General features: G+C 69.0%; 26 protein-coding genes and 1 pseudogene. 8 read left to right on the forward strand and 19 right to left on the reverse strand.

Going from position 1 to position 26171, the window contains the following annotated elements; genetic code table 11:
- The first annotated feature begins 25 nt into the window (after window positions 1–25).
- The 4 genes from IU450_RS11840 (at window position 26) to IU450_RS11855 (ending at window position 3498) form a co-directional block, all read left to right on the forward strand.
- On the forward strand, window positions 26–931 hold the full coding sequence (locus IU450_RS11840; protein ID WP_324197635.1) for an LLM class flavin-dependent oxidoreductase: 906 nt from the start codon (window positions 26–28) through the stop codon (window positions 929–931).
- A gap of 41 nt (window positions 932–972) precedes the next feature.
- Window positions 973–1854: an acyl-CoA thioesterase domain-containing protein gene (locus IU450_RS11845; protein WP_195150033.1), complete on the forward strand. Its 882-nt coding sequence runs from the start codon at window positions 973–975 to the stop codon at window positions 1852–1854.
- Window positions 1855–1883: 29 nt separating this feature from the next.
- Complete coding sequence (locus IU450_RS11850) at window positions 1884–2312, forward strand: DUF427 domain-containing protein (RefSeq protein ID WP_195149821.1); 429 nt, start codon at window positions 1884–1886, stop codon at window positions 2310–2312.
- Between the two features lie 121 nt (window positions 2313–2433).
- Window positions 2434–3498, forward strand: a complete 1065-nt coding sequence (locus IU450_RS11855; protein WP_195149822.1) for a dihydrodipicolinate reductase — start codon at window positions 2434–2436, stop codon at window positions 3496–3498.
- Between the two features lie 6 nt (window positions 3499–3504).
- Here IU450_RS11855 and IU450_RS11860 read toward each other — a convergent pair whose 3' ends face one another.
- Together IU450_RS11860 and IU450_RS11865 are read right to left on the reverse strand one after the other, a co-directional pair.
- On the reverse strand, window positions 3505–4278 hold the full coding sequence (locus IU450_RS11860) for a hotdog domain-containing protein (RefSeq protein WP_324197636.1): 774 nt from the start codon (window positions 4276–4278) through the stop codon (window positions 3505–3507).
- Window positions 4279–4447: 169 nt separating this feature from the next.
- Window positions 4448–4894: a Zn-ribbon domain-containing OB-fold protein gene (locus tag IU450_RS11865; protein ID WP_195149823.1), complete on the reverse strand. Its 447-nt coding sequence runs from the start codon at window positions 4892–4894 to the stop codon at window positions 4448–4450.
- A 337-nt stretch (window positions 4895–5231) separates the two neighbouring features.
- Between IU450_RS11865 and IU450_RS41295 the strand changes: the two are divergent.
- Window positions 5232–5369, forward strand: a pseudogene (locus tag IU450_RS41295) (LuxR C-terminal-related transcriptional regulator); the annotation flags it as partial.
- Between the two features lie 201 nt (window positions 5370–5570).
- Here the strand turns inward: IU450_RS41295 and IU450_RS11870 are convergent.
- The 3 genes from IU450_RS11870 to IU450_RS11880 form a co-directional block, all read right to left on the reverse strand.
- Window positions 5571–6557: an LLM class flavin-dependent oxidoreductase gene (locus IU450_RS11870; protein WP_324197637.1), complete on the reverse strand. Its 987-nt coding sequence runs from the start codon at window positions 6555–6557 to the stop codon at window positions 5571–5573.
- 138 nt (window positions 6558–6695) lie between these two features.
- Entirely contained in the window at window positions 6696–6950 is a 255-nt protein-coding gene (locus tag IU450_RS11875) for a cold shock domain-containing protein (RefSeq protein WP_195149824.1), read from the reverse strand.
- A 370-nt stretch (window positions 6951–7320) separates the two neighbouring features.
- Window positions 7321–7740, reverse strand: coding sequence for an Hsp20/alpha crystallin family protein (locus IU450_RS11880; RefSeq protein WP_195149825.1), 420 nt, complete (start codon window positions 7738–7740; stop codon window positions 7321–7323).
- Between the two features lie 145 nt (window positions 7741–7885).
- Between IU450_RS11880 and IU450_RS11885 the strand changes: the two genes are divergently transcribed.
- A complete protein-coding gene (locus tag IU450_RS11885) occupies window positions 7886–8239 on the forward strand; it encodes a MerR family transcriptional regulator (protein WP_195149826.1) in 354 nt (117 codons plus the stop codon).
- Window positions 8240–8248: 9 nt separating this feature from the next.
- On the opposite strand, the gene IU450_RS11890 is transcribed toward IU450_RS11885, so the two are convergent.
- The 6 genes from IU450_RS11890 to IU450_RS11915 form a co-directional block, all read right to left on the reverse strand.
- Window positions 8249–8743, reverse strand: a complete 495-nt coding sequence (locus IU450_RS11890) for an ATP-binding protein (RefSeq protein WP_195149827.1) — start codon at window positions 8741–8743, stop codon at window positions 8249–8251.
- Window positions 8744–9004: 261 nt separating this feature from the next.
- Window positions 9005–9451, reverse strand: a complete 447-nt coding sequence (locus IU450_RS11895) for a response regulator (RefSeq protein ID WP_195149828.1) — start codon at window positions 9449–9451, stop codon at window positions 9005–9007.
- The gene (locus IU450_RS11900; RefSeq protein WP_195149829.1) at window positions 9448–11073 is read right to left on the reverse strand and encodes a sensor histidine kinase; all 1626 of its coding nucleotides are present in this window, start codon (window positions 11071–11073) and stop codon (window positions 9448–9450) included. The genes IU450_RS11895 and IU450_RS11900 overlap by 4 nt, the downstream gene beginning before the upstream one ends.
- Window positions 11070–12293, reverse strand: coding sequence for a fused response regulator/phosphatase (locus IU450_RS11905; protein WP_324197638.1), 1224 nt, complete (start codon window positions 12291–12293; stop codon window positions 11070–11072). The genes IU450_RS11900 and IU450_RS11905 overlap by 4 nt, the downstream gene beginning before the upstream one ends.
- 274 nt (window positions 12294–12567) lie before the next feature.
- Window positions 12568–12732: a hypothetical protein gene (locus tag IU450_RS11910; protein ID WP_195149830.1), complete on the reverse strand. Its 165-nt coding sequence runs from the start codon at window positions 12730–12732 to the stop codon at window positions 12568–12570.
- Window positions 12733–12896: 164 nt separating this feature from the next.
- Window positions 12897–13910, reverse strand: a complete 1014-nt coding sequence (locus IU450_RS11915) for a fused (3R)-hydroxyacyl-ACP dehydratase subunits HadA/HadB (protein WP_324197639.1) — start codon at window positions 13908–13910, stop codon at window positions 12897–12899.
- Between the two features lie 573 nt (window positions 13911–14483).
- Between IU450_RS11915 and IU450_RS11920 the strand changes: the two genes are divergently transcribed.
- Complete coding sequence (locus IU450_RS11920; protein WP_195149832.1) at window positions 14484–16004, forward strand: catalase; 1521 nt, start codon at window positions 14484–14486, stop codon at window positions 16002–16004.
- 612 nt (window positions 16005–16616) lie between these two features.
- Here the strand turns inward: IU450_RS11920 and IU450_RS11925 are convergent.
- From IU450_RS11925 to IU450_RS11960, 8 genes are all read right to left on the reverse strand, one after another.
- The gene (locus IU450_RS11925) at window positions 16617–17414 is read right to left on the reverse strand and encodes a phosphoribosyltransferase (protein WP_195149833.1); all 798 of its coding nucleotides are present in this window, start codon (window positions 17412–17414) and stop codon (window positions 16617–16619) included.
- The gene (locus tag IU450_RS11930) at window positions 17392–18870 is read right to left on the reverse strand and encodes a hypothetical protein (protein WP_195149834.1); all 1479 of its coding nucleotides are present in this window, start codon (window positions 18868–18870) and stop codon (window positions 17392–17394) included. Before IU450_RS11930 ends, IU450_RS11925 begins: the two co-directional genes overlap by 23 nt.
- A 220-nt stretch (window positions 18871–19090) precedes the next feature.
- On the reverse strand, window positions 19091–19948 hold the full coding sequence (locus tag IU450_RS11935; protein ID WP_195149835.1) for a helix-turn-helix transcriptional regulator: 858 nt from the start codon (window positions 19946–19948) through the stop codon (window positions 19091–19093).
- Window positions 19949–20114: 166 nt separating this feature from the next.
- Window positions 20115–20552, reverse strand: coding sequence for a zinc-ribbon domain-containing protein (locus tag IU450_RS11940; protein ID WP_195149836.1), 438 nt, complete (start codon window positions 20550–20552; stop codon window positions 20115–20117).
- Window positions 20553–21229: 677 nt separating this feature from the next.
- Complete coding sequence (gene fabG, locus IU450_RS11945; RefSeq protein WP_195149837.1) at window positions 21230–21982, reverse strand: 3-oxoacyl-ACP reductase FabG; 753 nt, start codon at window positions 21980–21982, stop codon at window positions 21230–21232.
- Window positions 21983–21996: 14 nt separating this feature from the next.
- Entirely contained in the window at window positions 21997–23145 is a 1149-nt protein-coding gene (locus IU450_RS11950; RefSeq protein WP_195149838.1) for an acyl-CoA dehydrogenase family protein, read from the reverse strand.
- A gap of 300 nt (window positions 23146–23445) precedes the next feature.
- The gene (locus IU450_RS11955; protein WP_195149839.1) at window positions 23446–24066 is read right to left on the reverse strand and encodes an HAD family hydrolase; all 621 of its coding nucleotides are present in this window, start codon (window positions 24064–24066) and stop codon (window positions 23446–23448) included.
- A gap of 191 nt (window positions 24067–24257) precedes the next feature.
- The gene (locus IU450_RS11960; protein WP_195149840.1) at window positions 24258–25208 is read right to left on the reverse strand and encodes an Lrp/AsnC family transcriptional regulator; all 951 of its coding nucleotides are present in this window, start codon (window positions 25206–25208) and stop codon (window positions 24258–24260) included.
- A 17-nt stretch (window positions 25209–25225) separates the two neighbouring features.
- On the opposite strand from IU450_RS11960, the gene IU450_RS11965 reads away from it, so the two are divergent.
- Window positions 25226–26170, forward strand: coding sequence for a VOC family protein (locus tag IU450_RS11965; protein WP_195149841.1), 945 nt, complete (start codon window positions 25226–25228; stop codon window positions 26168–26170).
- The last annotated feature ends 1 nt before the right edge of the window (window position 26171 follow it).

Genomic DNA, 26171 nt, shown 5'->3' on the forward strand with positions numbered 1-26171 from the left:
CAGCGGCGGTATCGAACCGGATCCCGTGGGCGAGAACGCTATGCGATACGGCCTGTGTGTGCCCTGCCTCGGCGAGTTCGCCGAACCGCGTCAGGTCGCCGACCTGGCCCGGCGAGCCGAGGAGGCGGGGTGGGACGGCTTCTTCGTCTGGGACCACGTGGTGTTCCCCTACGGCGCCGTCGACCTCGCCGACCCGTGGGTGCTGCTCACGCTGGTCGCGGCCGCGACCGAACGCATCCGTCTCGGCCCGTTGGTGACTCCGGTCGCGCGCCGCCGCCCCGGCACGCTGGCGCGCCAGACGACCTCGGTGGACCGGCTCTCCGGCGGCCGCCTGGTGCTCGGCGCCGGACTCGGCTTCACACTGGAAGCCGAATACGGCGCCTGGGGCGAACCGGCCGGGCCACGTGAGGTGGCCGAACGGCTCGACGAAGGGCTGGCCCTGCTCACCGAACTGTGGTCCGGCGAGAAGATCGACTTCCACGGCGCGCATCTGTCCGCTACCGACGTCACCTTTCGGCCGACCCCGGTGCAGCGCCCCCGCCCGCCGATCTGGATCGGCTGCAACTGGCCCAACCGTCTGCCGCTGCGGCGCGCCGCCCGCTGGGACGGCGTCGCCCCGATGATCGTCGGCTCCGACGGAGCCTTCGGCCCGACCCCGGAGATCGTCACCGAACTGATCCGCGCCGTCACCGAATATCGCGAGGACGCAACTCCTTTCGACGTCGTCATCACCGGGCGCACGCCCGCAGACCGGCCCGGCACGGCCTGTGCCACGGTCGAAGCCATCGCGGCGGCAGGCGCCACCTGGTGGCTGGAGGGCTTTCATCCCGGCCCGGGGGAGTACGCGCAGGCGCTGCGCCGGGTGACGGCGGGTCCGCCGCGCCACGGCAGGACCACTCGGCCGCGGCGCCGCGGAGAGGGAACGAGATGACGCATACCGAGCACGACCGGATCGGCTCGGGCGCCGACGCGATGAGCGCCACGGAGGAGACGTCCGCGCACGGCGAGTCCTCCGTGACGCGGATGCTCGAGATCTTCGATGTCGCTCCGGTCGGCGCGAACACCTTCATCGGCGCCAGTGACGGCGGATCGCGCAAGGTGGTCGACGGCACCCAACTGCTCGCCCAATCCGTCGTCGCGGTCGCGAAACGACTGCCCGGCAAGTCGATTCGTTCGGCGCACGCCGTCTTCGTGCGGGTTGCGGATCCGGACGAGCCCGTGGAGTTCGTCGTCGACGTGACCCACGAGGGGCGTTCGATAGCCGCCGCGTCGGTGGCGGTGAATCAGCACGGGCGGCGCTGCGCTTCGGTCTCCGTGCTGGCCGACACGCCGGCAGCGGACGTCATCCGGCATCACGCGCCGCGCCCGCGGGTGGCCGGGCCTGCCGAGTCGATCGAAGCCGATATGCCGATGGCAGGTCGCGAGTTGCGCATCGTCGGCGTCGCCGACGTGAACGATCCCGCGGAGGTCGGCCCGCCCGAGTTGTCCGCCTGGCTGCGCTACGAACCGATTCCGGTTCGCGACGATCTCGCCAAAGCCCTGCTCGCCCACTTCACCGGTCACCTGTCGGTGTCGACGACCATGCGCGCGCACCTCGGAGTCGGCACCAGCCAGGCGCACCACACCATCTCCACGGCGGTCATGACCGTGACGGTGAGTTTCCACGAACCGGTCGGGTGGGACGGTTGGCTGCTGTATTTCCACGAGAGCACGCAGGTGGGCGCGGGCATGTCCTATGTCCGTGGTCAGGTGCACACCGAGGACGGTCGGCTGATCGCCTCGTTCACGCAGGAGGCGATGATCCGCCCGCCGCGCAGGGAACATTCCGCGATCCCCGCGAATTCGCGGCTCTAGGACATCGGCAGTTGGGAAGGAGTCTTCGGATGGGTGAACAGCGGGCAGCCGCAGGCGTCGAGGTCTCCGGCTTCGCGGCCAGACCCGACTATCGCGTCGACATCCACCGCCGCCGCAACCTCGTCACCGCCCGTCTCGGCGACCGGCTCGTCGCCGAGACGACCCGGCCCCTGCTCGTCGACGAACAGGACCACGGGCTCGTGTTCTATTTCCCGCGCGAAGACGTGCGCGTCGCGCTTCGGCGCGACGACGCGCGCGGCAGCCGATGCCCCTTCAAAGGGCAGGCGACCTACTGGCGTTTCGACGGCGACGGCGACGCGGCCGTGTGCTGGAGCTATGACAACCCGGTCGGCCAAGTGGCCCGTCTGCGTGGGCACGTCGCCTTCTATCAGGACAGGGTGCAGGTCTGCGTCGGTGTGGCGACGCCTGCGGTGCTCGGTGTCCGCGCCGCGGTCTGAGACGGCGGCTGCCGCACCGACGGCCTGCTCCTCGTCTGGCCCGCGATCCTTGCTGGAAACCAGATTCTCCAATCTGAGAATTTTGCTTCTGAGAAGCGCTGCGGGCGCCTATGCTGAGCGGGTGCCAAACACAGCTACGTACAAGGTCGTCCAGTGGACGACCGGCAACGTCGGGAAGAGTTCGGTGCGGGCGATCGTGGCGAATCCCCTGCTCGAACTGGTCGGCTGCTACGCGTGGTCGCCGGACAAAGTGGGGCGCGATGTGGGCGAGCTGTGCGGTATCGAACCCCTGGGCGTCACCGCCACCGGCGACGTCGACGCGCTGCTGGCGCTGAAGCCGGACTGCGTGGTCTACAACCCGATGTGGATCGACGTGGACGAGCTGGTCCGCATCCTGTCGGCTGGTGTCGATGTCGTCGCGACCGCTTCGTTCATCACCGGCCACAACCAGGGGGAGGGGCGCGAGCGGATCGCCGAGGCATGCCGCCGCGGCGGATCGACCATGTTCGGTTCCGGCATCAGCCCCGGGTACATCAATCTGCTGGCCATCCTGTCGGCGAGCATCTGCGACCGGGTCGACAAGGTCACCGTCAACGAGGCCGCCGACACCACGTTCTACGACTCGCCGGAAACGGAGCAGCCGGTAGGGTTCGGCCGACCGATCGATGATCCCGGCCTGCCCGCGATGACCGCGCACGGCACCGGAGTGTTCGGCGAGGCCGTGCGGCTGATCGGCGACGCGCTCGGTGTCGAACTCGACGAGGTGCGCTGCGACGCGGAATACGCGCAGACGACAGCCGATCTGGACCTCGGATCGTGGACCATACCGGCGGGATGCGTGGCCGGCGTGCATGCGACCTGGAGGGGGCTGATCGGAGACCGGACCCTTGTCGAGATCGACGTCCGCTGGCGCAAGGGGCATACGCTCGAGCCCGATTGGAAGATCGATCAGGACGGGTGGGTCCTGCGGGTCGACGGGCGTCCGACGGTGCAGAACGTCGTCAGCTTCCTGCCGCCGCCGGATTTCCAGGCCGAGACGATCGCCGATTTCATGACCCTCGGGCACATCATGACCGCGATGCCGGTCATCAACGCCATTCCCGTCGTCGTGGCCGCCGGCCCCGGCATCGTGACCTACAACGACCTGCCGCTCACGCTGCCGCGCGGCGTGGCGCGGCAGGGCTGAGGCCGTTCATCCGCCGAATGTGCGGGCCGTCGCCAACGTGGTGAGCCGGTTGTCGTTGCCGCTGTCGCGGAGCTCGATCCGGCCGAGGCCCTCGTGCAGCCGGGCCTCCGCGACCACCGGTCCCACCCGCGCACCGAGCAGATAGCGCAGGCCGAGAAAACTGAGGGTGTCGCCGGGGGCGAGTGAGAGCACGGCCTCCTCGGCGGCCAAGGCGATCAAACCGCCGTTGACGGTGTCCGAGGCGTTCAGCCCCTCCATCGTTCGCGGCAGTACCACCGTTCCGGGGGCGACGCGCTCGCAGCGGGCCCGTTCGGCCAGCGGCATCGGCAGCCGCTCGGCGGTGGCAGGCAGCTCGACGCTCAGCCGCGGCGGCAGCTGCACGTCCGGATCCGGCGCCACCATGAAGGAAGCCGCCCCGAGGGCGATCGGTTCGGCGTCGACGCCGAACTCGAACTCGGCCACGAACACCGAGCGGCCCACCTTCACCGTTCGCCCGACGGCGCGGACCTCGCCCGTTCCGGGGGCGGGGCGGTAGAGGCCGACGTCGAGTTCCAGCGTGACCGGCACGCGCGGGCCCATCACGAGCGAGGCCGGGAGGCCCGACACTGTGTCCGCCCAGGTCGCGAGCACAGACGTGCGCAGCACGGTGGTGCCGGGGACGTGCATCTCGGGCGTGATCTCGGCGCGACCGTGCAGTTCCTCGCCCACCCGCCGGGTCGTGAAGCCCAGTTCACGCAGGATGCGCCCGCGTTCCTCCAGGCTGCTCGGCACGATCGTCACGGCTTCCTCCTGCTCGGCACCGGGGGGCCCGGGCTCATCTGCTGTGCCTCGGACGACCCTTCCATTGGTAACTGCATTCTCGAATACGAGAATGTCAATTTCGAAGGTAGCGCGCCGTCAAGGGTCGAAGTCGTCCTCGGTGTGCGACACAGGGCAGCGGTGAGGCGTTTTACCTGCCGGGTCCTGCCGGTTGGGCAGCGTCGTCCGACCCACGCGGAGCAGGACCGACGGCGAACACCGGGAATCTGTCCCCGCGAGGACACGCGTGGAATCGCACACGGATCGGCGTGGCGGAGGATGGCGGCAGCTCGCCGTGGATCGTCGTGTACAACCACGGTCCCTCGTCGAGTTCGACGATGGCGATCGTGGATCGCTTCGTCTCGGCGCGCGGGTTCGCCGAGCAGTGCAGCACCCGCCAGGAGACGACCGACCCCGCACCGGAGGACGGCACCCATTCCAGGTCCTCGGATCGGCAGGACGAACACGCGTCGAACAGCGGGGCCAGCAATCTGTCGCAGCACCCGCACCGCCGGATCATCAACGTCGTCTTCGCGCAGCCAGCGGGGTTGTCGCCGCAGGCTCGAGCGTGCTGGTGGTACGTGGAAGCCTGGTACATGGAAGCCTCGGTGTGATCGTGTTGATGTAACCAACCACGTCAGCGTCTCGTGTACGCACGCCGATCCGCGACGACCGATCGGCCGGGGGTATACCTATTTCTGCCGCCCCCCCGAATCCAGGAGGTTTCTCGACGCCCGCGATGACCAGCGCCTAATCGAGCGCGAATTGTTCGCCGACCTGGGTGCGGGCTTCCCGCGAGGCGGCGACGGGACGGGGGAAATTGCCCTCCGCGGCGGTGCCGAGCGTCCGCCTGACATGATCTGCTCGCCGGTCCACCGGGCTGCCGGTCGCTTTCGGAGCACTCCGCTGAGCGCAGCGGGCTCGGGAGGCCGTTCATGCCAGTGACGCGGGTGTCGCGTGCCGGGCGTGTATCTCCCCGGTTCGCTCCGCCGCAGGTCGCCGACCTCGTCGCCCAGGGACTCAGCAACAAGCGGATAGCCGCCGAATTGGTGATCTCGCCGCGCACTGCCCAAGGCCACGTCGATCGCGGCCTGGGTGGCGGTGGATGCCGGTCGCGAATGAACAGCACCGCGGGTGCAGGTCGCACAGCCTGCTGCGGCGGGAACACGTGCACGCAGACTTTCGCGTCGACCTGCGCGATCGTCCGGCCCGAAGGGCTGCGGTTCCCTCGACAGGCGGGTCGAGTTCCTGGAGAGGGCGAGCGAACGCCGCGCTCACAGCTGCGGCATGACTTCGGCGGCGAAAAGCTCCATCGTCGCGGCGGCCTGTTTCGCGCCGGTCATGAATACGAAAGACGAGATGCCTTGCTGCGCTCGTTCACCCAGCCGGTCCACCAGCATGGCGGGCGTCCCGATGTAACCGTCGTCGACGCCGAACGCCTCCGCGTCGAAGCGGCGCCGGATTCGCGCGCGCAGTTCGGGGAGGTCACGCTCGTGCGGGGCCACCGCCAAGACGGCTTGGTGCGACCTACGGATCTGGCCCGGATCCCGGCCGAGGCGTGCGCATTCCGTCTCGAGCACGCGGGTGAGCGCCGGCCAGTCGCGCAGCCCATAGGTAGGGACATTCCATACGTCGGCATAGCGAGCGACCAGCGGGATGGTGTATTTCGGGCCCACGCCTCCGATGTGGATCGGCGGACGCGGCTGCTGAATCGGGCGTGGCCAGTTGGGCATGTCGCTCACCTGGTAGTGGCGGCCCCGGAACGACGTGCGGTCCGAGGCGAACATGCGGGTGATGATCTCGAGGGCTTCACCGAGCCGCTCCGATCGCTGCGCGGCCGACCCCCAGGGCAAGCCCGCCTGCTGGTGCTCCGCTCGGATCGAACCGCTGCCGAGCCCGAATTCGAGCCGGCCCCGGGAGATCACATCGAGCGTGGTGGCCATGCGGCCGAGTAGCACGGGATGCCGGAAGTTGTTGCACAGGACCAAAGTTCCGACACGCAGCGTCGTGGTTTCGGCGAGCAGCGCGGTGGTGGTGGTCCACGCCTCGAGCGCCGGGTGGTCGGGGAGCCCGGGAGCGTAGAGGTGGTCGAACAACCACAAGGTGTCGAAGCCGGTGCGCTCGGCTGTTCGAGCCAGGCCCGACAACGTCTCGTAGTCCGCGACGATCTGGGGAACGTAGATCCCGAACTCCGTCCCGCCGGAAGTTCTGACCCTCCCGTGCGGCGCAACCGGATCAGGGCCCGGCATGTCCGTCGTCACGTGACCACCTCCGAGGGGATCTTCGGCTGCAGATCCGGAACGCACCGGACATATATGTCCGGTTATATCACTGCCGCGTAGCGGCGCAGGTCGGCTTCGCGAGATCTCGGCTCGCGTCCGATCCTCGAGCTGGGGCGGTCAAGCGTCGGGAAGGAGGGGGCGCACCGCTGTTGCTTCGGGCCCCCGCTTGCGCATGGTGGCGCGGAAAAGGACAGGCTGGCCCGCCATCAGTGACTTGTATCCGGTGGTCTCGATACTTGTGTACTCGACGAAGACCGGCACGGGGTGGTCGTCTGGCTGAAGGAATCCGAAGCCCTTCTCGATGTTGAACCAGGCCACCGTGCCGCGGCGCCAGAAATCCGCCGCGGTGCGATGATCGGGCCGGTCGGTCACGAGACGATGGGCCGGCTCACGCGGCGCTGCGATTCATCGGATCGGAATGCATGATCCGGTGCCACCAAGCGTCCAGGGGGCTGGGGTCCGGCCAGACAACCGCTGCTTCGGGCGAGGCCCCGGCTGCGTCCGCGGCGGGTATGAGCAGAGGGTCGCGTACTTCGGTGGATGCCATGATCGGGTACTCCATCAGGTGTTCCGTATCTCGAGAATAACCTCTGTGCGGTAACGCCTTACGCGTTCCGGCCAGAAGCGGGCCCGGAAGTCCGGGCCCGCCCGAAGGGGTGATATGACACTTTTCGCAGATCTGCTCCTGTAGCACCGGCTTCGACATCACCTCTCTTTCGGCTGCGTATCTTTCGCGGACGGGTCAGGCGTCGATCGCTTTGTGCCCGTTGCCGCGACCGATCTCGATCTTGCGCGGCTTGGCCTTCTCCGCGACCGGAATCGTCAGGCGGAGGACGCCGTCGGTGTAGTCGGCGCGGATATTGTCGGTATCGAGGTTCTCGCCCAGGAACAGCTGGCGGCTGAACACGCCGCGGGAGCGTTCCGCGGCGATCATCTCGCGGCCCGTGTCGAGCTCGGGACGACGCGCGCGCACCGTCACCACATTGCGCTCGATGTCCAGGTCCAGGGACTCGGGGTCGATTCCGGGCAGATCGAACTCGACGACGAACTCCTCGCCCGCGCGCCAGGCATCCATCGGCATCACCGCTGGATGTGCCTTCGTGCCGAACACCTGCTGCGTCAGACGGTCCAGATCGCGGAACGGATCGGTGCGCATCAGCATGGTCGCCACCTCCACCTCACTCCATTCTTAGTAGTAGGGGCCAGATAACCTCTGTCATCTGGTACAGATTTTTTATAGCACCGAGAGAAGTTGAGCGCAAGGCGCTAAACTAGGAAATCTGTTGGACGACGCGAAGTGAGGATGGATGGCGCAGGAGAGGGGCGACTCGGGGCATCTACCGGATCCCGGCCAAGCCGTGTACGGGATCTCGGTGGCGGCCGGACTGGCGGGAATCGGCGTGCAGACGCTCAGACTGTACGAGCGCCACGGGTTGCTGACTCCCGCGCGCAGCGACGGGGGTACCCGCCGCTACAGCGGCGACGATCTGGCCCGCCTGCGGCGGATCACCGACTTGGTCGCCACCGGCGTGAATCTGGCCGGGATCCGCCGCATTCTCGACCTGGAGGATGCCAACGCCGACCTGCACGCCGACAACGACCGGCTGCAGGCCGACAACGTCCGTTTGCGAGACGCGCAGGACAGCCCGTCGGAGTTGTAGGTCCGGGGCTCACTCCGTGAAGCGTGTGCGCAGATCCACGACCGTACCGGACTCGCCGGTGACGACGTCGACCTCCGGAATGAGGGCGCGAATCAGCGGCATGCCGCGCCCGCGCATCGAATCGGCCTGCGGATCGGGTGGTTTCCACCGCCCGCTGTCGGCAATGGTCACCCGGAGTTCGTCTCCGCTGATCGAGGCCCGCAAACGGACCACGCCACCGTCCCCGCGATGGCCGTGCTCGATGGCGTTGGTACACGCCTCGCCGACGGCGAGCAGCACATCGTAGGCCGGACCCGCCGCCACACCGGAGTCGGCGAGCCATTCCTGGAGCGCGTGCCGGACGGATGCCAGTTGGACGGCCTCGGCGGGGAAATCCAACTCCAGCGGCGTCACCGCGCTCGGTAGCGGGACCCGCTCGCCCGCGCTCACGGGCGCGTACCAGCCGCCGTAGTCGTCGTCGTGCGTCTCTCGCGGCCCGCGCTTCTCGTCGTCGTGCTGTCCCAAGGGCGTCGATGCGCCGTCACCTCGTTACCTCCCTGTCGGGGATCGGTGCGCTGTATCCGCGCCACGCCGAGCACGCGGGCCGTCGGGCTCGGCTGCCGTGTTCGCCGTGCGTATGCCATGCTCCCCGAAGCTATACCCAGTCGAGCAATCGGCATTCACTTCCGCGGTTCCGCTCATGGGAACCCCGCCGGGCGCAGCGTTCGGCGACCCCGTAAAGCGCTGTGCCGCAGTCGCGACGACGCGGCGGCGGGCCTGTAGAGGCTACTGGCTCTGGCGGGGGAGCCGGACGACCTGGACGAAGAAGTCGTCGATCTGCTTGATGGCGGCGACGAACTGGTCGAGGTCGACCGGCTTGGTGACGTACGCGTTGGCGTGCAGCCGGTAACTGCGCAGTATGTCCTCTTCGGCGGCGGAGGTGGTCAGCACCACCACCGGAATGTGCGACAGATCGGGATCGGCCTTGATCTTCTCCAGCACCTGCCTGCCGTCGTATTTGGGCAGGTTGAGGTCGAGCAGGATCAGGTCCGGTTGGGGCGCGTCCGCGTGCTCGCCTTGGCGGTAGAGGAAGTCTAGGGCCTCCTCGCCGTCCCTGGCCACATGCAGGTTGTTGCCGATCTTGTTGTCCTCGAACGCCTCTCGCGTCATCAGCTCGTCGCCCGGGTCGTCTTCGACGAGCAGGATGTCGATGGGCCGGCCGGGATTGGTCATGCGGTGACTCCTTCGTGGGCGGGGGCGTCGGCGGTGAGGGCGGTGCTGTCGGCCTCGGCGACGCGCAGCGTGAAGCAGAAGCGGGTGCCCTCGGTGTACTCGGTGTCGATCCAGATCCGGCCGCCGTGGTACTCCACGATCTTCTTGCACACGGCCAGCCCGATGCCGGTTCCGCTGTACTCCTCCCGATTGTGCAGGCGCTGGAAGATGACGAACACCTTCTCGGCGAATTCGGGTGCGATACCGATGCCGTTGTCGGAGACCGACAGCAGCCAGTCACTGCCGTGCTCGGCCTGCTCGCAGGTGATCTCGATCTCCGGGCTGCGGTCCGGCTCGCGGAACTTGACGGCGTTGGCGATCAGGTTCTGCCAGAGCATCGTCAGCAGTGTCGGATCGCCGATGATCTCGGGAAGCTCCTCCGGGCGCCGGACGAGCGCGCCGGTGTCGTCGATCGCCGAGGAGAGATTGGTCAGCGCCTTGTCCAGGGTCTGGCCGAGGCCGGTCGGAACGTTGCGGTCGGTGATCCGGCCCACGCGGGAGAAGGTGAGCAGATCGTTGATCAGCACCTGCATCCGCTTGGCGCCGTCGACGGCGAAGTCGATGTACTGTTTGCCGCGCTCGTCGAGCTGGTCGCCGTACCGCTTCTCCAGCAGCTGGCAGAACGCCGCTACCTTGCGCAGCGGCTCCTGCAGATCGTGCGACGCGACGTAGGCGAACTGCTCCAGCTCGGTGTTGGACCGGCGCAGCTCTTCGGCCTGCAGGTCCAGATCGGTTTTCTGCTCGGCGAGCGCGGCTTCCTTGGCCCGCGAGGAACTCAGCTCGGCGACGATGCGGCGGCGCATGCCCTCCACCGCGTCCGCGACGCTCGCGAGATCGGCCGGGCCGTGCGCGTCGATGTGATGATCGAAGTCGCCGCCCGCGACCCGCAGTGACGCATCCGTCAGGTAGCTGAGCGGGCGGGCGATCAGGCGCCGGACCAGCACGGTCAGCAGCACGCCCGTCAGCAGGAACGCGATGACCATCCCGGCCAGCACCGCGTCGCGGACCGCGCGGGTGTGCGCGAGCTGATCTTCGTCGTGCGCGATGGCCGCCGCGAGACTGTTGTTCTGGATTTCGAAGCGCGCCCGGAGTTCGTCGAACAGCGGTTTACCGCGCGTGGGGGTGGCGGGATCCATGCCACGGGCCGAGCCGGAAGCCAACGCCGCGACCAGCGGCTCGGCGTACTCGGTGCGCCACCGCCGCGCGGCGGACTCCACGGCGTCGAGCTCGTCGAGCAGTGGTTGCCGGTCGGCGAGCAACTCCCGCAGGCGGGCGACCGACTGGGACTCGTCCCGGGTGCCGTCGCGGTAGGGCTGCAGGAACTGCGGGTCGGCGGTGATCCCGTATCCGCGCAAACCGGTCTCCTGATCCACCAGTGCGTTCTGCAACCGGTAGGCCTCCGTCGCCGCTGGCATGGACTTGTCCAGCAACCGATCGGTCACCCGGTTGGTCTGGGCGATCACCTGGGCGCCCGCCACGGTGCCGATGATCACCACCAGCACCATCGCGGCCAACACCAGCTGGAACCAGGCCTGCGCGGTCAACCGCGCGCTCAGGGGCGTCCGGCCGGTCTCGGTCCTCATCGCTTGTCGTCCTGTTCTCGCTCGTCCTGTTCTCGCTCGTCGCGGTTCCACCCCAGATACAGGATCGCGACATCGTCGTCCAACCCACCCGACGCGCTCGCCAGCGACTCGACCCGCCCGATCAGCTCGTCGACGAACCAGTCGGGATCGGCGGCTCGGACGGCGCGCGCGACCTCCATCAGGCCCTGCTCGCCGAGTCGTTCCTGGTCGGTGCCGACTCGCCCCTCGAACAGACCGTCGGTGAACACCATCAGCCCGGAGTCCAGCGGCAGGTCGAGGTCGTGGACGGGCCACTCGGCACGTCCGGGAAGGAAGCCGAGCGCGGGCCCGCCGGGGACCTCCACCCAGGTCAGCTCGGTGGCCGAGCGCAGCAGCATTCCGGGGTGCCCGGCCCGCAATACCTGCGCGCGACGCCTGCCGGGGTGCAACATCAGGCTCGTGACCGTCGCGAAGGTCTGCCTGCGGGTGCGTTCGGCCAGCAGGACCTGTTCGAGCAGCCGCAGCTGCCGATCACCGGTCACCCCGCTCAGCACCAGGGTGCGCCAGGCCAGGCGCAACGCCACACCGGTAGCCGCCTCGTCGGGCCCGTGTCCGGACACGTCACCGATGACGGCGTGCACGGTGCCGTCCGCGTCCTGCACCACGTCATAGAAATCGCCGCCCAGCAGTGAATGCGCCCGACCGGGACGGTAGCGCGCCACCACGTCGACTACGCGCTGTTCGCGCAGCAGGGGGGTGGGCAGCAGGCCGCGTTCCAGCCGCGCGTTCTCCTGTGCCCGCATGTTGCTCGCCTGCAATGCCGCGCTGGTTCGCTCGGCCTGCTTGCGCTGGATCGCGTAGCGCACGGCGCGCCCGAACAGTTCCGGCTCGACCCGCCCTTTGACCAAGTAGTCCTGGGCTCCCGCCGCGACCGCCGCCAAACCGGTCTGCTCCTGATCGAGACCGGTCATCACCACGATCGCGACCTGATCGGTGTGCTGGCGGATGCGCTCCACCGCCTCCAGCCCTTGGGCATCGGGAAGGTGCAGGTCCAGCAGCACGCAGTCGGGTTCCGCCGAGGCCAGGTGCTCGGCGGCCTCCGCCAGCGACCGGACCCAGTGCAGCCGCAGGCCGGGGGCGCCGTCCACGACCAGTTCCTCCACCAGCAGCGCGTCCCCGGGATCGTCCTCGATCAGCAGCACCGAAGGTTGCTGCCACGGCCAATCCGTGTTGACGATCACCTCGGGATCGTCATCCGTCCCGTCACGCCGCACGGAAACCACCGGTCGCGGGTCCAGTTGTGGCGGAGCGAATGGCAGCACTACTGCCGACGTCGGCCGACACCGACAACCCGGTCTCCGATCACCAAGGGGCGGCACGAGCGCACGCCGACTGTCTCAGCGGCCGTTTGCTGGACCGAGAGCCAGCCAAGATCGTATCGGATCTTTTACCCGATCGAGACATGAGGCGTTGACCTGCGTGGAAGGGAAGGACGGCGAACGGGGCCGCCGAGAATCAGACCGAGGTGCCCGTGAGCCGCGCGGTGTCCCGCACGTCGCCCCGCGCCGCGCCGGCGCGGCGCGGGGAGCGAAGTTCCGCCAAGCTGCGTGCGACGACCGTGGCATGGACCGCGATGACGGCAAGGGAAGCCGAGCCGATCACAGCAAGAAGCACAACCACGACAGATACCGGTCCTTTCGGGTGCGAGCGGGCCCGCTGCCCACTCGATCGGGTGCCGAGTTCGCATCCGCCGATCCCGGCGGCCGCGCGCTCCGTCTCCAACGTGCCCCGGCGTCTGCGGACCAAACCCACGATTCCGGCGCCGCGAACAGCGGTTGCCGGGATCACGCGAGGACGACCTCGGCCGTCGCGCGACCGAAGATCCTGCGTCCGTCGTGCTCGGCGGTGATCGCGATGGTGGCGGTGCGTGTCTGCGCGTCCAGGTGTTTCACCCGGCCCGAGAACTCGATGTTGCCGCCGGTCACGCCCACGTGGACGGGATTGGTCAGGCGCACGTTGTAGGAGCGCAGGCCGACGGGGTCGCCCAGCCACGACGTGATCAAGTCCACACTGAGGCCGATAGTGTACATGCCCTGGGCGACAACGGTTTCCAGCCCCATCCGCGCGGCCGTCTCGGTACTCCAATGGATGGGGTTGGGGTCGCCGGCGACTCCGGCGTAGTTGACCAGGTCGCCCCGGCTGACCCTGAGGGTGCGCGGGGGAAGCTCCGCCCCGGGAGCCACCGCGTCGAACCGGCGCAGCCGGGGGCCGGCCGGTGCGGTGCGCGCCTCGCTCACCGACTCGGTGCCGTTTCCCGCGTATCGCGGCTGCGGCGCACGGCGAATCCGCTGTGCCTCCGGGCGCGCGCCGTGCATCACAACCGCGTCGAACCACGACGGAAGAGCCTCGTCGGACCGCCCGACCAAACTGGTCCGAGACGTGAGGACGGGCCGATCGTCCTGGTCCAGCATGGTCTGGCGCAGCCCGATGAGATCGCCGCCGAACGCGTGCCGGAACGAGTCCAGGCACATCTCGAAGCCGATCCGGTCGCCGGCCAGGAGCGGGCGGTGGAATTCGATCATCTGATCGGTCTGAATGGTCCGGCTCAGGTCGTAGCCGGGCAGAATCGTATCGAACACTTCGGCATAGGCGAGGTAGCCGGGCACCGCCCCGAAGGTAGGGGGAGCGAGCAAGCCGTCGTAGCCGAGGTCTGCTGCGGCGTCCTCCGACCAGTGCGCGGGATGATGATTGCGCACCGCGCGGGCGTACTCGCGGATCTTCTCACGTCCGACCTCATAGTGATCGCCGCTGCGATACCGGCGCCCGACCATCGAGGCGGGAACCGCGGGATCGGTCACTTCGTTCGCACCCGATGGGGCAGGGATTCTGGACATCGCGGGGGAATCTACCCAACGGAGGCCGGAATTCCGGTCAGCCCGCAACGCACGCCGTTTCGCGCCCGACGGCCCCCGCGATCAGCGCACCGCACAGCGCGAGCTTCATTTCGTTTTTCCGATCGAAAGAAATTGTCGTCGGACGGAATTCGGCATGCGACAGTCGGCGCAGCCCGGCTGCCCACCGGCCGCCGCGCCGGAGAACTCGTGCACCCGTCATCTGCGCACCGATGCTCCGGAGATTTCGGTGGCCGGTCCCGGTCGATCCGGTGACTTTTACGGCGGCCGGCCCGGTCAGCAGTAGTTTGAGGCCCGGGCCCCTGGGAAGTCGATCGACAGAACCGACGGAAGGGCAATCGCGGCATTCGGTCGGCGAGGGCCGCGCTCCTCGACCGGCTGTCCGGCTCCGAGAGCCGACCGGCATCGGCCGGCCCGCCGACCCCGTGAACCATCGCCGCCACGCACCGCGGTACCGCGCCGCTCGTTCCGGCGGTTCGTCGCCGGGCTTTCCGCCCGTGCTCGGAGGAGAGGAGAGAAATGCCTGTTCCGAACTACACCACCGACGACGCCGGAATCCCGGTTCCCAGCGACGAGCATTCGCTGACCGTCGGGCCGGATGGACCGATCCTGCTGCAGGACTGGTATCTGATCGAGAAGATGGCGGCGTTCAACCGTGAACGGGTGCCCGAGCGCCAGCCGCACGCGAAGGGCGGCGGCGCGTTCGGCGTCTTCGAGGTCACCCACGACGTGAGCGCCTACACGATGGCCGACGTGTTCCAGCCGGGCAAGAAGACCGAGATGCTGGCGCGGTTCTCCACCGTGGCGGGCGAGCGCGGCAGCCCGGACACCTGGCGGGATCCGCGCGGGTTCGCCCTGAAGTTCTATACCGAGCAGGGCAATTTCGACATGGTCGCCAACAACACGCCGATCTTCTTCGTCCGCGACCCGATGAAGTTCCAGGACTTCATCCGTTCCCAGAAGCGCCGCGCCGACAACAATCTGCGCGACCACGACATGCAGTGGGACTTCTGGACGCTCTCGCCCGAATCCGCCCACCAGGTGACCTGGTTGATGGGTGACCGCGGCATCCCGCGCACCTGGCGGCACATGAACGGCTATTCCAGTCACACCTATATGTGGGTGAACGCCGCGGGGGAACGGTTCTGGGTCAAGTACCACTTCAAGACCGATCAGGGCATCGAGTTCTTCACCCAGCACGAAGGCGATCAGATGGCCTCGATGGACACCGACTACCACACGCGGGATCTGTGGGAGTCGATCGAAGGCGGCAACTATCCGAGCTGGACGCTGAAGATGCAGATCATGCCGTTCGAAGAGGCGAAGACCTACCGGTTCAACCCCTTCGACCTCACGAAGGTGTGGCCGCACGGCGACTATCCGCTGATCGACGTCGGCAAGATGACGCTCAACCGCAACCCGGCGGACTATCACACCGAGATCGAGCAGGCGGCATTCGAGCCGAGCAATTCGGTGCCGGGCACCGGGCCGAGCCCGGACAAGATGCTGATGGCCCGCTGGTTCTCCTACCCCGACGCCCACCGGTACCGCATCGGCGCAAATTACAAAGAGGTGCCGGTGAACACTCCGCACGCCACCACCGTCCGTTCGTACAGCAAGGACGGCGCGCTGCGCCACCACAACCCGGGCGACCCGGTCTACGTGCCGAACTCGAAGGGCGGCCCGCACGCCGATCCCGCCGCCGCGGGACCGCCCGCGACCTGGTACGCCGACGGTGAACTCGTGCGCTCGGCTTACACCCTGCACCGCGACGACGACGATTGGGGTCAAGCCGGGACCATGGTCCGCGACGTGCTCGACGACGCGGCGCGCGAGCGGCTGGTGGACAACATCGTCGGACACCTGCTCAACGGTGTCTCCGCGCCCGTGCTGGAGCGAGCGTTCGAGTACTGGCGCAACGTCGACAAGAGTCTCGGCGACCGGGTCGAGGCCGGGGTGCGCGCGAAGCGGGATGAACGCGACCCGAAGGCGGCCGACCAGGCCAATCCGGCTCGATCGTCGGCGCAGGCCAAAGCTTGACGGACGCGTCCGCCGAGCGTGCCGACGATCGCTCCGGCGTGCCCGCTTGCCGCCCGGCGAGCGGGCACGCCGTGTGACGTGGCAAGACGGTTTGTGATCCTTTCGTTATCGCCCGCTCGTGTGTCTCGTTCGGGCTCTCCGATCTCCTGCGGAAGCATCACTGCCGGATCCAGTGGACCGACAGCACCGTGGTGTATCGAATCATTTCGAGGCTCGGTGACGTCCCTGTGGCACCCCATGGGTCGCACCGGCCTGCCGACGGAGATCGGAGGACCGCGCCATGGCGTTCGACGCCGATATTCGATCTGATCGACTCTCGCACCGAAGTTCGTGGCAGGCCGTCGCGGCGGGCGCTGTCGCCCTGGCCGCCGCGGCAGTGCTCAGCGCAGCACCCGCAACCGCGCAGCCCGTATCGAGCAGGGCATCCGATATCCCGGTGGAGGTGCCCATACCCGGTGGATTCCCGGGTTTCTCCGGGATCTTGCGATTTCTTCCGCCCGCCCCTCCCCAGCCGCAAATGCCCCTCGGGCGACTGGTGCCCGATCGCGGCCCGCAGCCCGCTCCGACGGCGTACGGATAGGTCCGCCGCGCAGCCATTCGACGAAATCCGGATCAGGGTGTCGCGCCGGGCGAGGCATCGCCCACCGCGATGCGGACATCGCCGACCCACTCGAACAAGACGTCGTCCCGTGGCGAACCACCCGTCGCGGGCGCCCCCGCCCGGCGCGCGATCGGCGCCTCGTCCTGGCCCGCCGCTTCCGCGCGCGCGGAAGCTCTGCGCAGCAACTCCCGGACCTCGGCGTCGCTGGTCTGCTCGAACTGCCAGTAGGACGCGCCGACGGCGGAGAACGGTGTGGGCGTGGTCGCGCAGACGACGCGATCCGCGAGGCGGCTCAGTTCCCGGCACGTGGACTCGGGTGCGGCGGGTACGGCGACGACGATCCGCGCCGGACACAGCTTGCGCACCGCCTCCAACGCGGCGCGCATGGTCGCGCCGGTAGCGAGGCCGTCATCCACCGCGATCACGGTCTTGCCTGCGACGTCGACCAGCGGCCTGCCTTCCCGATAGGCCGCCTCGCGCCTGCGCAGTTCCCGCGTCTCCTGCTCGGACACTCGCTGGAATTCCCATGGGCGGACCTGTTCGGCACGTAGCACGCCGTCGTTCGTCACGAGCACACCACCGCTGGCGATGGCTCCCATCGCGAGTTCCGGGAACCGGGGGACGCCCAGTTTGCGCACCACGAACACGTCCAGCGGGGCGCCGAGCCGCTGAGCCACCTCGTACCCGACGGGTACACCGCCGCGAGGGAGGGCGAGCACCACCACGTCTTCGCGGTCGTGGTACTGCTCGAGCAGTTCGGCCAGTACCCGGCCTGCGTCGTGCCGGTCATGAAACGTTGTGGCCACCATGTTTTCGCGCTACCCACAACGCGCGCCGGGTAACTCGGTTCGGCGCGCTCGGCTCGAGCCGCTGCCACCGCTTCGGGGTCACCCGGCCATTGATCAGGCTGTATTGCCGCTGCGGCTGCAGCACGGCGATCCGAGAGGGTTCGTTCTTCGGTACGGCGCGGAGCACGAGGCCGACCGCGCAGCCGACCACGATGGCGAACGCCGCCCATCCCGAACCGGAGAACACGGTGGCGGGGCCCCAGTCGCCGAGATAGCGCGGCGGAACCATCGTCCAGTCGAACGATTCGGTACGAATCGGCGCCACGGTGGACGGCCGCCACAGCATCGCGATCGCCAGGATGCTGCCCGCGGTTCGTGGCCGGACGAAGGCCGCGCAGTACCCCGCGGCGACGGCGAGCGCGGCCGTGGTGAAGTTGCGCACGCCATCTGCCGGAGCGATGGCGGCCAGCAGCGCGACAGCCGCGAGTAACCCGGTGCCGACCAGCGGATTCGATAAACGCATTCGGGCGGGCGGTTTCGGCGACCGGGTTGCGGACGGCGGATTCCATATCCGGGTTCCGGCCAGGTAGCCCAGCGCGATCAGCCCCAGTAGCAGCGGCACGCTCCATGCCGGTCGCGGCCCGTTGCCCACCGCGCTGCCGGTGGCGCTGAGCGCGACCGCGAGGTAGATCGCGACCCCGTCCCGGCGCGGCAGCAGCCATGCCGCGACGGTCGTGGCCAGCAGGGTGCACAGCGCCGTCACGAGCAACTCGACGCCGCCGTCGCCGTGGCGGAAGCGCCACTGCGCGACGGCCAGTTCCGTCATCACCAGCACGATCGCGGCGACCACGGGGCTGAGCGGCAGCTCCGGGTAGATCGGTTCGGGTGTGAACCGTTGTCGCGTGACCAGCTGACACGTCAGGATCAGCACGACCACCGCCGCGAGCAACCAGAGGGGCTGCGTTCCGAATACCGACCACACGTGCGGTTCGGACGTCGCGCGATGCGGATTCCCCAGCAGGCCCGAGGCCTGCGAGAGCGTGATGACGACGAAACCACCCACGCCGCCCAGGACGAAACCGGTCGCGGGGATGCGGCGGCCGAGTACCGCCACGCCCGTCGCGCCGAGCAGGATTCCACTGCCGATCGCGTCGAGGTATGCCGCGGTCGTCAAGATGTCCGGTGAGGCGCTGTGCGCTTCGATGGTGTGGGTGATCAACAGCAGCAGTGTGGCCGCCAGCGCGATCCACCACGCGGTCCGCGAGCGGGCCAGACTGACCGCCACCACGGCGGTGACCGCCGCGACCAGCACCCCGATCGCCGCTTCCCGGGGCACGCTGAGGACCAGCCGGTTGACCTGGTAGGGCGTGCACAGGCAGGTCCGGCCGTAGCTGAGCGGCACGACCAGCAGCAGCCCGGCCACCGCGGTAGCCAGGAACGCCGTGCCGCTCTCGAGCGCTTCACTCCGTCGGACCACTTCACAGTCGTACCCAGCGAGGACGAACCGAACATCGCGCCCTCGCCCGGTCTGTGCACCCACGGTCTGCCGGCCGGGGCGCGACAGCTCGACGCCGAGCGAGAAGACCGGGGAGCAGATGCGGCGATCCCATACCGAAGGGCGTCCGCGGCGCCTACGCGGCGCCCGGCGACGCGGACACGCCGCTGGTGCTGATAAGCGGTCTGGTCGAGCGCGGTAGCTACCCGGAGGGCTCCGCCGTGGTGAATCTTTGGGTCTCGGTCACCCGCAACAGCTCCAGCGCGGAGGCTTCCCGGCTGCCGGGCGCCGCCGAGTAGACCACGACGGCTTGGTCGGTGTCCGGAACCAGCAGGGTGTCGCAGTCCAGCCGCAGGGATCCGAGATCCGGGTGGTCGATCGTCTTGGTAGCGCTGCGCCACTGCCCGGATCGTCGCGCGGTCCACAACTGCTCGAATCGCGAACTGCGCGAGCGGAGTTCGGAGACCAAGCGCAGGAGACCGGGATCGTCCGGGTAGCGTGCGCGTGCGCTGCGCAGGCCGGCGACCGAGAAGGACGCCGCGTTGTCGGCCTCGGCGGGCGTCATCGCGACGCGACCCGGCTCGGTGCCGAGGAAACGCTGCCAGATGATGTTGCGCTGGGCGGGCGGCCAGGCGGAGAAATCGCCCAGCAGCGCGATCGCCATCGGATTCCATGCCAGCACATCGGCTTTCGCCGACAGCACCAGTGCGGGCAGGTCCGCCATCCGGTCCAGCAGACGTAAGACGCTCGGCCGCACCACCATATCGATGCGGTCCTGCTGCGGGGGAGCCGCGCCCGCGAACTGGAACAGCAACGCGCGATCCTCGTCGTTGAGCCGCAGTGCGCGGGCGAGCGCGGCCAGCACCGAGCTGGACGGACGGGGACCGCGCCCCTGCTCCAGGCGCACGACGTAGTCGACGCTGACCCCGGCCAGTTGGGCGACCTCTTCGCGGCGCAGCCCCGGCACCTGTCTGCGCGGGCCCGCGGGTAGGCCGACATCGCCCGGACGCACTCGGCCGCGTGCCTGCTGGAGCAACGCGGCCAGCTCGGTTCGATCCACACCTCGATCATGCCGCAGGCGGTCGGCGCCGAGGTGGGATCGCTGCTCCAGGCGCTGACAGCCTCGGTACGCCGGGTGCCGGATGAATCACCTGGCCGGGCCAGGCGTACCGGCTGACCCGGTTGCCGCGGCGAGAACTGCTGGTTGGGAGCGTACTTTGCTTGGGTCAGCGCTGCTGCCAGTAGCCGTTGGGGGTGTGGATGGACTGCGGCGAGTGGGCGCTGGGCGCACCAGGCGCGGGCTGCTGCCATGCGGCGTTGGGCGCACCGGTCGCGGGCTGCTGCCATGCGGCATCGGGTGCGCCGGGCGCGGGTTGCTGCTGCCATTGCGGGGTGGGTGCGCTGAGGGCGGGCTGCTGCCAGTGCGCGTTGGGGCCGCCGGGCGCGGACTGGCCGGGACCCATGGTCTCGGCGTTGGCGCGGGCGAGCAGGTCGGGGATCTGGGGGACGGCGACAGGTGACGAAGCGCCGCACCAGGTGCATTCCAAATAGTGCTTGGTGCTCAGTGGGAAGAGCGGAATGAAGAAGAACGTGAACTTGGTGACGAGTTTGCGCAGCCCGTGTGCGGCGGGATTGCCGCAGCGGCCGCAGACCAGAGTGATCATGACGAGCGTGTGAATACGCTTCTGCCAGCCCCAGATCAGCATGTGAAACCCCCAAAGATAGAGAATCTGATGTCGGTCACAGTAGTAGATCGACCAGACAGCTGCGGAAGTTAACGGACCGGTTTCCCTGACAGTCGACGCATGCGGTTCAAATTCTGTAATGCCACCTGGCAAGGGGTGTTCGGAGCGTTGCTTTCTGATCGCTGGAGCCGACGGCAGGACGTCCCGCGAGACCGGCAACGCGGGCGGCTTCGGGTTGGTCCGGCCGCGGCGGATCGGCGAGCGCCGCGTTGAGTGGGCCGTCGCGCGGACCGGCGACAGTCAGCGCCACCGGTGGTTCCCTGACGCTCAGCCTGGGGCGCACTGCCCGGTTCGGCGGCACCAGGCCGAACAGGGTGTCGATTCCCCGGTAAACGAACGGGATTGGGCTCTGGTCCTGGATGGGCGCGGGCCAAGATGGTCTAGCCCGAGCTCGAGGTGCCCTGGAGGAAGATGACTCGGGGCGTTCTGCGTTCCGCATCCGGCCGGACTATGCGGCCGATCAGGGGTGGGCACTCGGCTGCTCACCAGGTACGCGCGGAGCTCCGATGATCGTCCGCGGCTGGGAAGCGGGGACATGGCTTCGGCGCGGACCGCTCGACCGAGGCGGGCGCCTCGGCCCGAGCGATCGGCGTAGGTCAGCGGGCGCCGCCGTTGACGTACAGCGTCTGGCCGCTGACGTAACCGGCCTCGTCGCTGGCGAGGAAGGCGATCACCGCGGCGACCTCCTCGGGCTGTCCGACCCGGCCCAGCGGGGTGCGTTCCGCGGCGGCCTTCTGGTGGTCCTCGGCGTTCATGCCGACGCGGTTGGCCGTGGCGGCGGTCATGGCCGTGGCGATGTAGCCGGGCGCGACCGCGTTGACGGTGATGCCGTACGGGCCGAGTTCGAGAGCGAGCGTCGCCGTCAATCCCTGGATGCCGGCTTTGGCGGCCGCGTAATTGGCCTGGCCGCGATTGCCGAGCGCCGAACGGCTCGACAGCGACACGATCCTGCCGTACCGCTGGGCCACCATGAACGTCTGCGCGACCTGCGCGCAGTGGTAGGCGCCGGTCAGATTCACGGCGAGCACGGCGTTCCAGTCCTGCTCGGACAGCCGGAAGAACAGGTCGTCGCGGGTGATGCCCGCGTTGTTCACCAAGATCTGCGGGCTGCCCAGGTCGGTGGCGACGCGGTCGAACACGGTCTGCACCGATTCGCGCTCGGTGACATCACAGACGTAACTGCGCGCCACCCCGCCCGCCGCCGTGATCTGCGCGGCGGTCTCGTCGGGAGCGTTGCGGTCCAGTACGGCGACGGCCGCGCCCTCGCGGGCCAGGCGCAGCGCGGTGGCCGCGCCGATGCCTTGGGCCGCGCCGGTGACGACGGCGACCCGATCGGTGAAGCGATGCATCGAATATCCTCCGGTCAGAACGCGGCGACGCCGGTGAGGGCGCGGCCGATGAGCAATTTCTGGATCTGGCTCGTCCCCTCGTAGAGGGTCATCACCTTGGCGTCGCGCAGGTACTTGCCGACGGGGAACTCGTCGATGTAGCCATATCCGCCGAACACTTGCACCGCGCGGTCGGCTGCGCGGACCGCGGCTTCGGAGGCGAACAGCTTCGCCTGCGAGGACGCCACGGCGAAGTCCTCGCCGCGGTCGATGAGATCGGCGACCCGCCACACCAGCAGCCGCGCGGCGTCCACGTCCAGCGCGATATCGGCGAGCAGTTCCTGGACGAGCTGGTGGGCCGCGATCGGCTTGCCGAACTGTTGGCGCTGGGTGGCGTAGCCGACCGCGGCGTCCAGGCACGCCTTGGCCAAGCCGACGCATCCGGCCGCGACCGACATGCGGCCCTTGGCCAGCGCGGCCATCGCCACGGTGAAGCCTTTGCCCTCGGCGTGTAGCCGGGCGCTGTCGGGTACCCGCACCCCGTCGAGCACGAGCTCGGCGGTGGCCTGCCCGCGTAGTCCCAGCTTGCCGTGGATCTCGCGTGCGGTGAATCCCGGCGAGTCGGTCGGCACCAGGAACGCGCTGATGCCCCGGTGCCCTTCGCCGCCGGTGCGCGCGAATACCAGCGCCACCTCGGCCCAGGTGCCGTTCGTGATGAACATCTTCGTGCCCGACAGGATCCAGTCCGAGCCGTCGCGCACGGCGCGGGTGCGCAACTGGGCGGCGTCGGATCCGGTGCCCGGCTCGGTGAGCGCGAAACAGCCGAGTGCCTCGCCCGCGACGAGCCGCGTGAGCCAGGTCTGCTTCTGCTCCTCGGTGCCGAAGTAATGAATCGACTTGGCGACCAAGCCGAGGGAGACCGAGACGATGCCGCGCACGGCCGAATCGCCGCGCCCCAGCTCCTCCAGGATCAGGCAGTAGGTGAGGTGGTCGCCCGCGCTGCCGCCGTACTGCTCGGGGATGGTCAGTCCGAGGAATCCCAAGGCGCCGAGGCGGCCGACGATCGCCCGGTCCACGCTTTCCTCGCGGTCCCACCGTGCGGCGTGCGGGGTGATCTCCCGGTCGACGAAATCGGCCGCGAGCTGCCGCGCCGCCGTCTGCTCGTCGGACAGTTCGAGGTTCATGGGCAGTAGGCTAGCGACAGCTAAACTAGCACCGCAAGTTTTGTCGGAAGAATGCTGCGAAGCGACCGAGTTCCGCTGCTCGGTCGAGTGGCGCCAAATTCCGGCCGCGACGGCACGGCGTACCTGAGAAAGCCCGCCCGAAATCTCGGGCTCGGGCAAGCGCCCTCCGATCGGATGCGCGGGGCCTCGTCCGGAACGGAGGTGGACACCAGAAATCGCTCGGTTCGACGGCCGATACGGCCAGGTCGAGACCGCGTTCCGCGCCGGGTGTGCGCGCCGCCGAACGGGCTGACGCTGCGGTCAGCCGGTGGTGACCGGCCTGAATTCGGTGGCGAGCCAGGCGGGGAACTCGGTGAGGCTTGTGAGCACCACGTCCGCGCCCGCCGCGCGCAGTTCGTCGGCCGTGCACGGCCCGGTGCTGACGCCCACCGCGAACACCTCCGCGGCTCGTGCGCCGTTCATGTCGCCGACGTGGTCGCCGACGAACAGATCCGCGCCCTGTTCGCGCAGCGTCGCCGCCTTGCCCGCCGACCAGAGGTCACCCGCGAGATGGTCGACGCGCCAACCGAGTTCGGCGATGTGCAGCTGCGCCAGCGGGGCGTGCTTGCCGGTCACCACGACCACCCGTCCGTCGTTGGCCTCGACGGCCGCCAGCGCGGCCTGTGCGCCCGGCATCGGGGGAATGGTCGAGACGAGCGTCGGATAGAGCGCTCGGTAGCGGGTCACCAGGGCCGGAACCAGTTCCTCGGGCGCGCCCGCTTCGACGAGCAAGGTGGCCAGCGGAGGGCCGAGCCGATCGGCGAACGTCGTCCCGCACAGCGGCAGATCGAACTCGGCGCCGAGCAGGTCGATGGCTCGAGCGACGCCTGGCCGGGAATCGATCAGCGTCATGTCGAGGTCGAAGCCCACGGTCCAGGTCACCTACACGACCCTAATCGCCTACGCTCCGGTACGCCGGGTCGGCTGTTGTGATTCACAACTCCGCCGCGCGAGCATCAGGCCCGATGGAACGCAGGCGGGTGGCGCCGGTGATTCACGTGGAACCCGCACTGCGCTCGATGTCACGAAAGCGGCTGTTGCCCTTCGGATTCGGCAGCGAGTGCAAACGTGCGTCAGGTGCGTCGCGGTGGCGCGGCACGCTTGGTGTAGCCGCTGATCGGACCGATCTCCATTCGATCGATTCCGCGCAGCGCGCCGAGCCGCTCGGTGGTGTAGCGGAACAGGGCGTCCGCGTCGCGGCAGACGACGCACGCCAGCAGAGTGTGCGGTCCGGTGGTCGCGGCGACGAACGCCGCCTCCGGATCGTCGGCCAGCGCGGTCGCGACGGCCAGTAGATGCGCGGGGGCGACGGTCAACCACAGCAGGCTCTGCACGGTGAACCCGAACAGCGCGGGATCGATCTCGACGTCGAAACCGAGGACCCGGGCGTCGCGCAGTTCTTCGACCCGCCGTCGCACCGCGGATTCCGACCACCCGACCGCCCGCGCGAGCCGCGGATAGGTCGCCCGCCCATCGGCGGCCAGCGCGGGGAACAGACGCTGATCCAGTTCGCTCGGCGCCACCGGTGCGGGCGGGTCCGTCGCGGGCGCACGCAGGGCCGCGCTCTGCTCGGTGGACAGCGCCGACATCCGGCCCTGCCAGCGGCGTTGCATGACGTGCCGCAGCACGCGGTGGGCGTCCACGGATAGGGCGGCCGGGTGGCGGGCGAGTTCGGGCAGGGGAGCGTCGCCGGGGACGCGGAACAAGCAGACCAGTTCGGCGCCACCGGCGATGACCGTCACCCAGGCGGTGTCGGCGCGGCGGGCCAGCGCGCGGGCCAGCGCGGCGGTGGCCTCCGGCCGGACCCGCAGGCGGACCAGCCACTCGGCGTGACCGACGCGTCCGGTGTCGGCGATCCCGGTGACCCGCAGTCCTCCGGTGTCGAGCAGGCGCCGGTAGCGGCGCGCCAGGGTGCGCTCGGAGACGTCCAGCACCGGTGCGAGCCTGCTGAACGGCGCACGACCGTCGAGCTGCAAGGCGTGCAGCAAACTTCGGTCGATGTCGTCCAAGCTGACCGAATCCACCACGTCAGGGTAGGGCAATGTCGGAATCCGGCGGATCCGCCGTGGTGACAGGCAGGCGCACCTGCTACCGGACGAGCATCGTCGGCGTGCAGAAACCGATCGACGCCATCCACCACACCGGAATCCTGACTCGCGATCTGGACGGTCTGGAACGCCGCTACCTCGACCTCGGCTTCACTCTCAGTCCCCGCTCCCGGCACCTGCTGAGCGCGCGACCGGGCGAACCGCCCACACCCGGATGCACGGCCAACCGCTGTGCGCTGTTCGGCGGTTCCTACCTCGAACTGCTCGGCATCGTGGACGAATCCGCGCCGGACCCCTGGCACACCAAGGCGATGGCCGACGAGTACGAAGGCTTCCGCCTGCTCAACTTCGAAACCGGTGACGCGGAATCGGCGCGGCGCCGGCTCACGGAGGCGGGCGTGCGCGCGACCGGCGTGCTCGACCTGGAGCGCGACGTCGAGACCGAGGACGGCATCCGGACGGTGCGCGCGCGGGCCGTGCACGTCGACCCGAGTTCGACGCCGGAGGCGCTGCTGGGCGTCGCGCAGCATCTCACCCGCGAATACGTCCACCAGCCGCGCTATCTGACGCACCCGAACGGCGCCCGCGCCATCGCCGCCGTGCTGATCGTGGTGGACGACGACGCGTTCGACGCGACCGTCGCACGCTACGGTCGCATCCTGGCCGTGTCCGCCGTGCGCAAAGGGCCGCTGACTGTGCTGGAGATGGGCTCGGGACGACTGGAGATGGTGCGCGCGTCCCAGGCGGGCGCCGTGTTGCCGGGCGAGGCGGCGCCCGCGCCGTCCTACCTGGCCGCGATGACCATCGCCGTGCACGATCTGGCCGTCGCCCGTGCGGTCATCGCGAAAGCGGGCGTGCCGGTCCGCGAGACCGACGAGGGTTTCTTCGTCTCCGCGCGTGACGCCTACGGCGCCGGGCTGTTCTTCGTGACGGACTGAC

This window comes from Nocardia abscessus (assembly GCF_015477775.1).
GTDB classification, from domain to species: Bacteria; Actinomycetota; Actinomycetes; order Mycobacteriales; family Mycobacteriaceae; genus Nocardia; species Nocardia abscessus_A.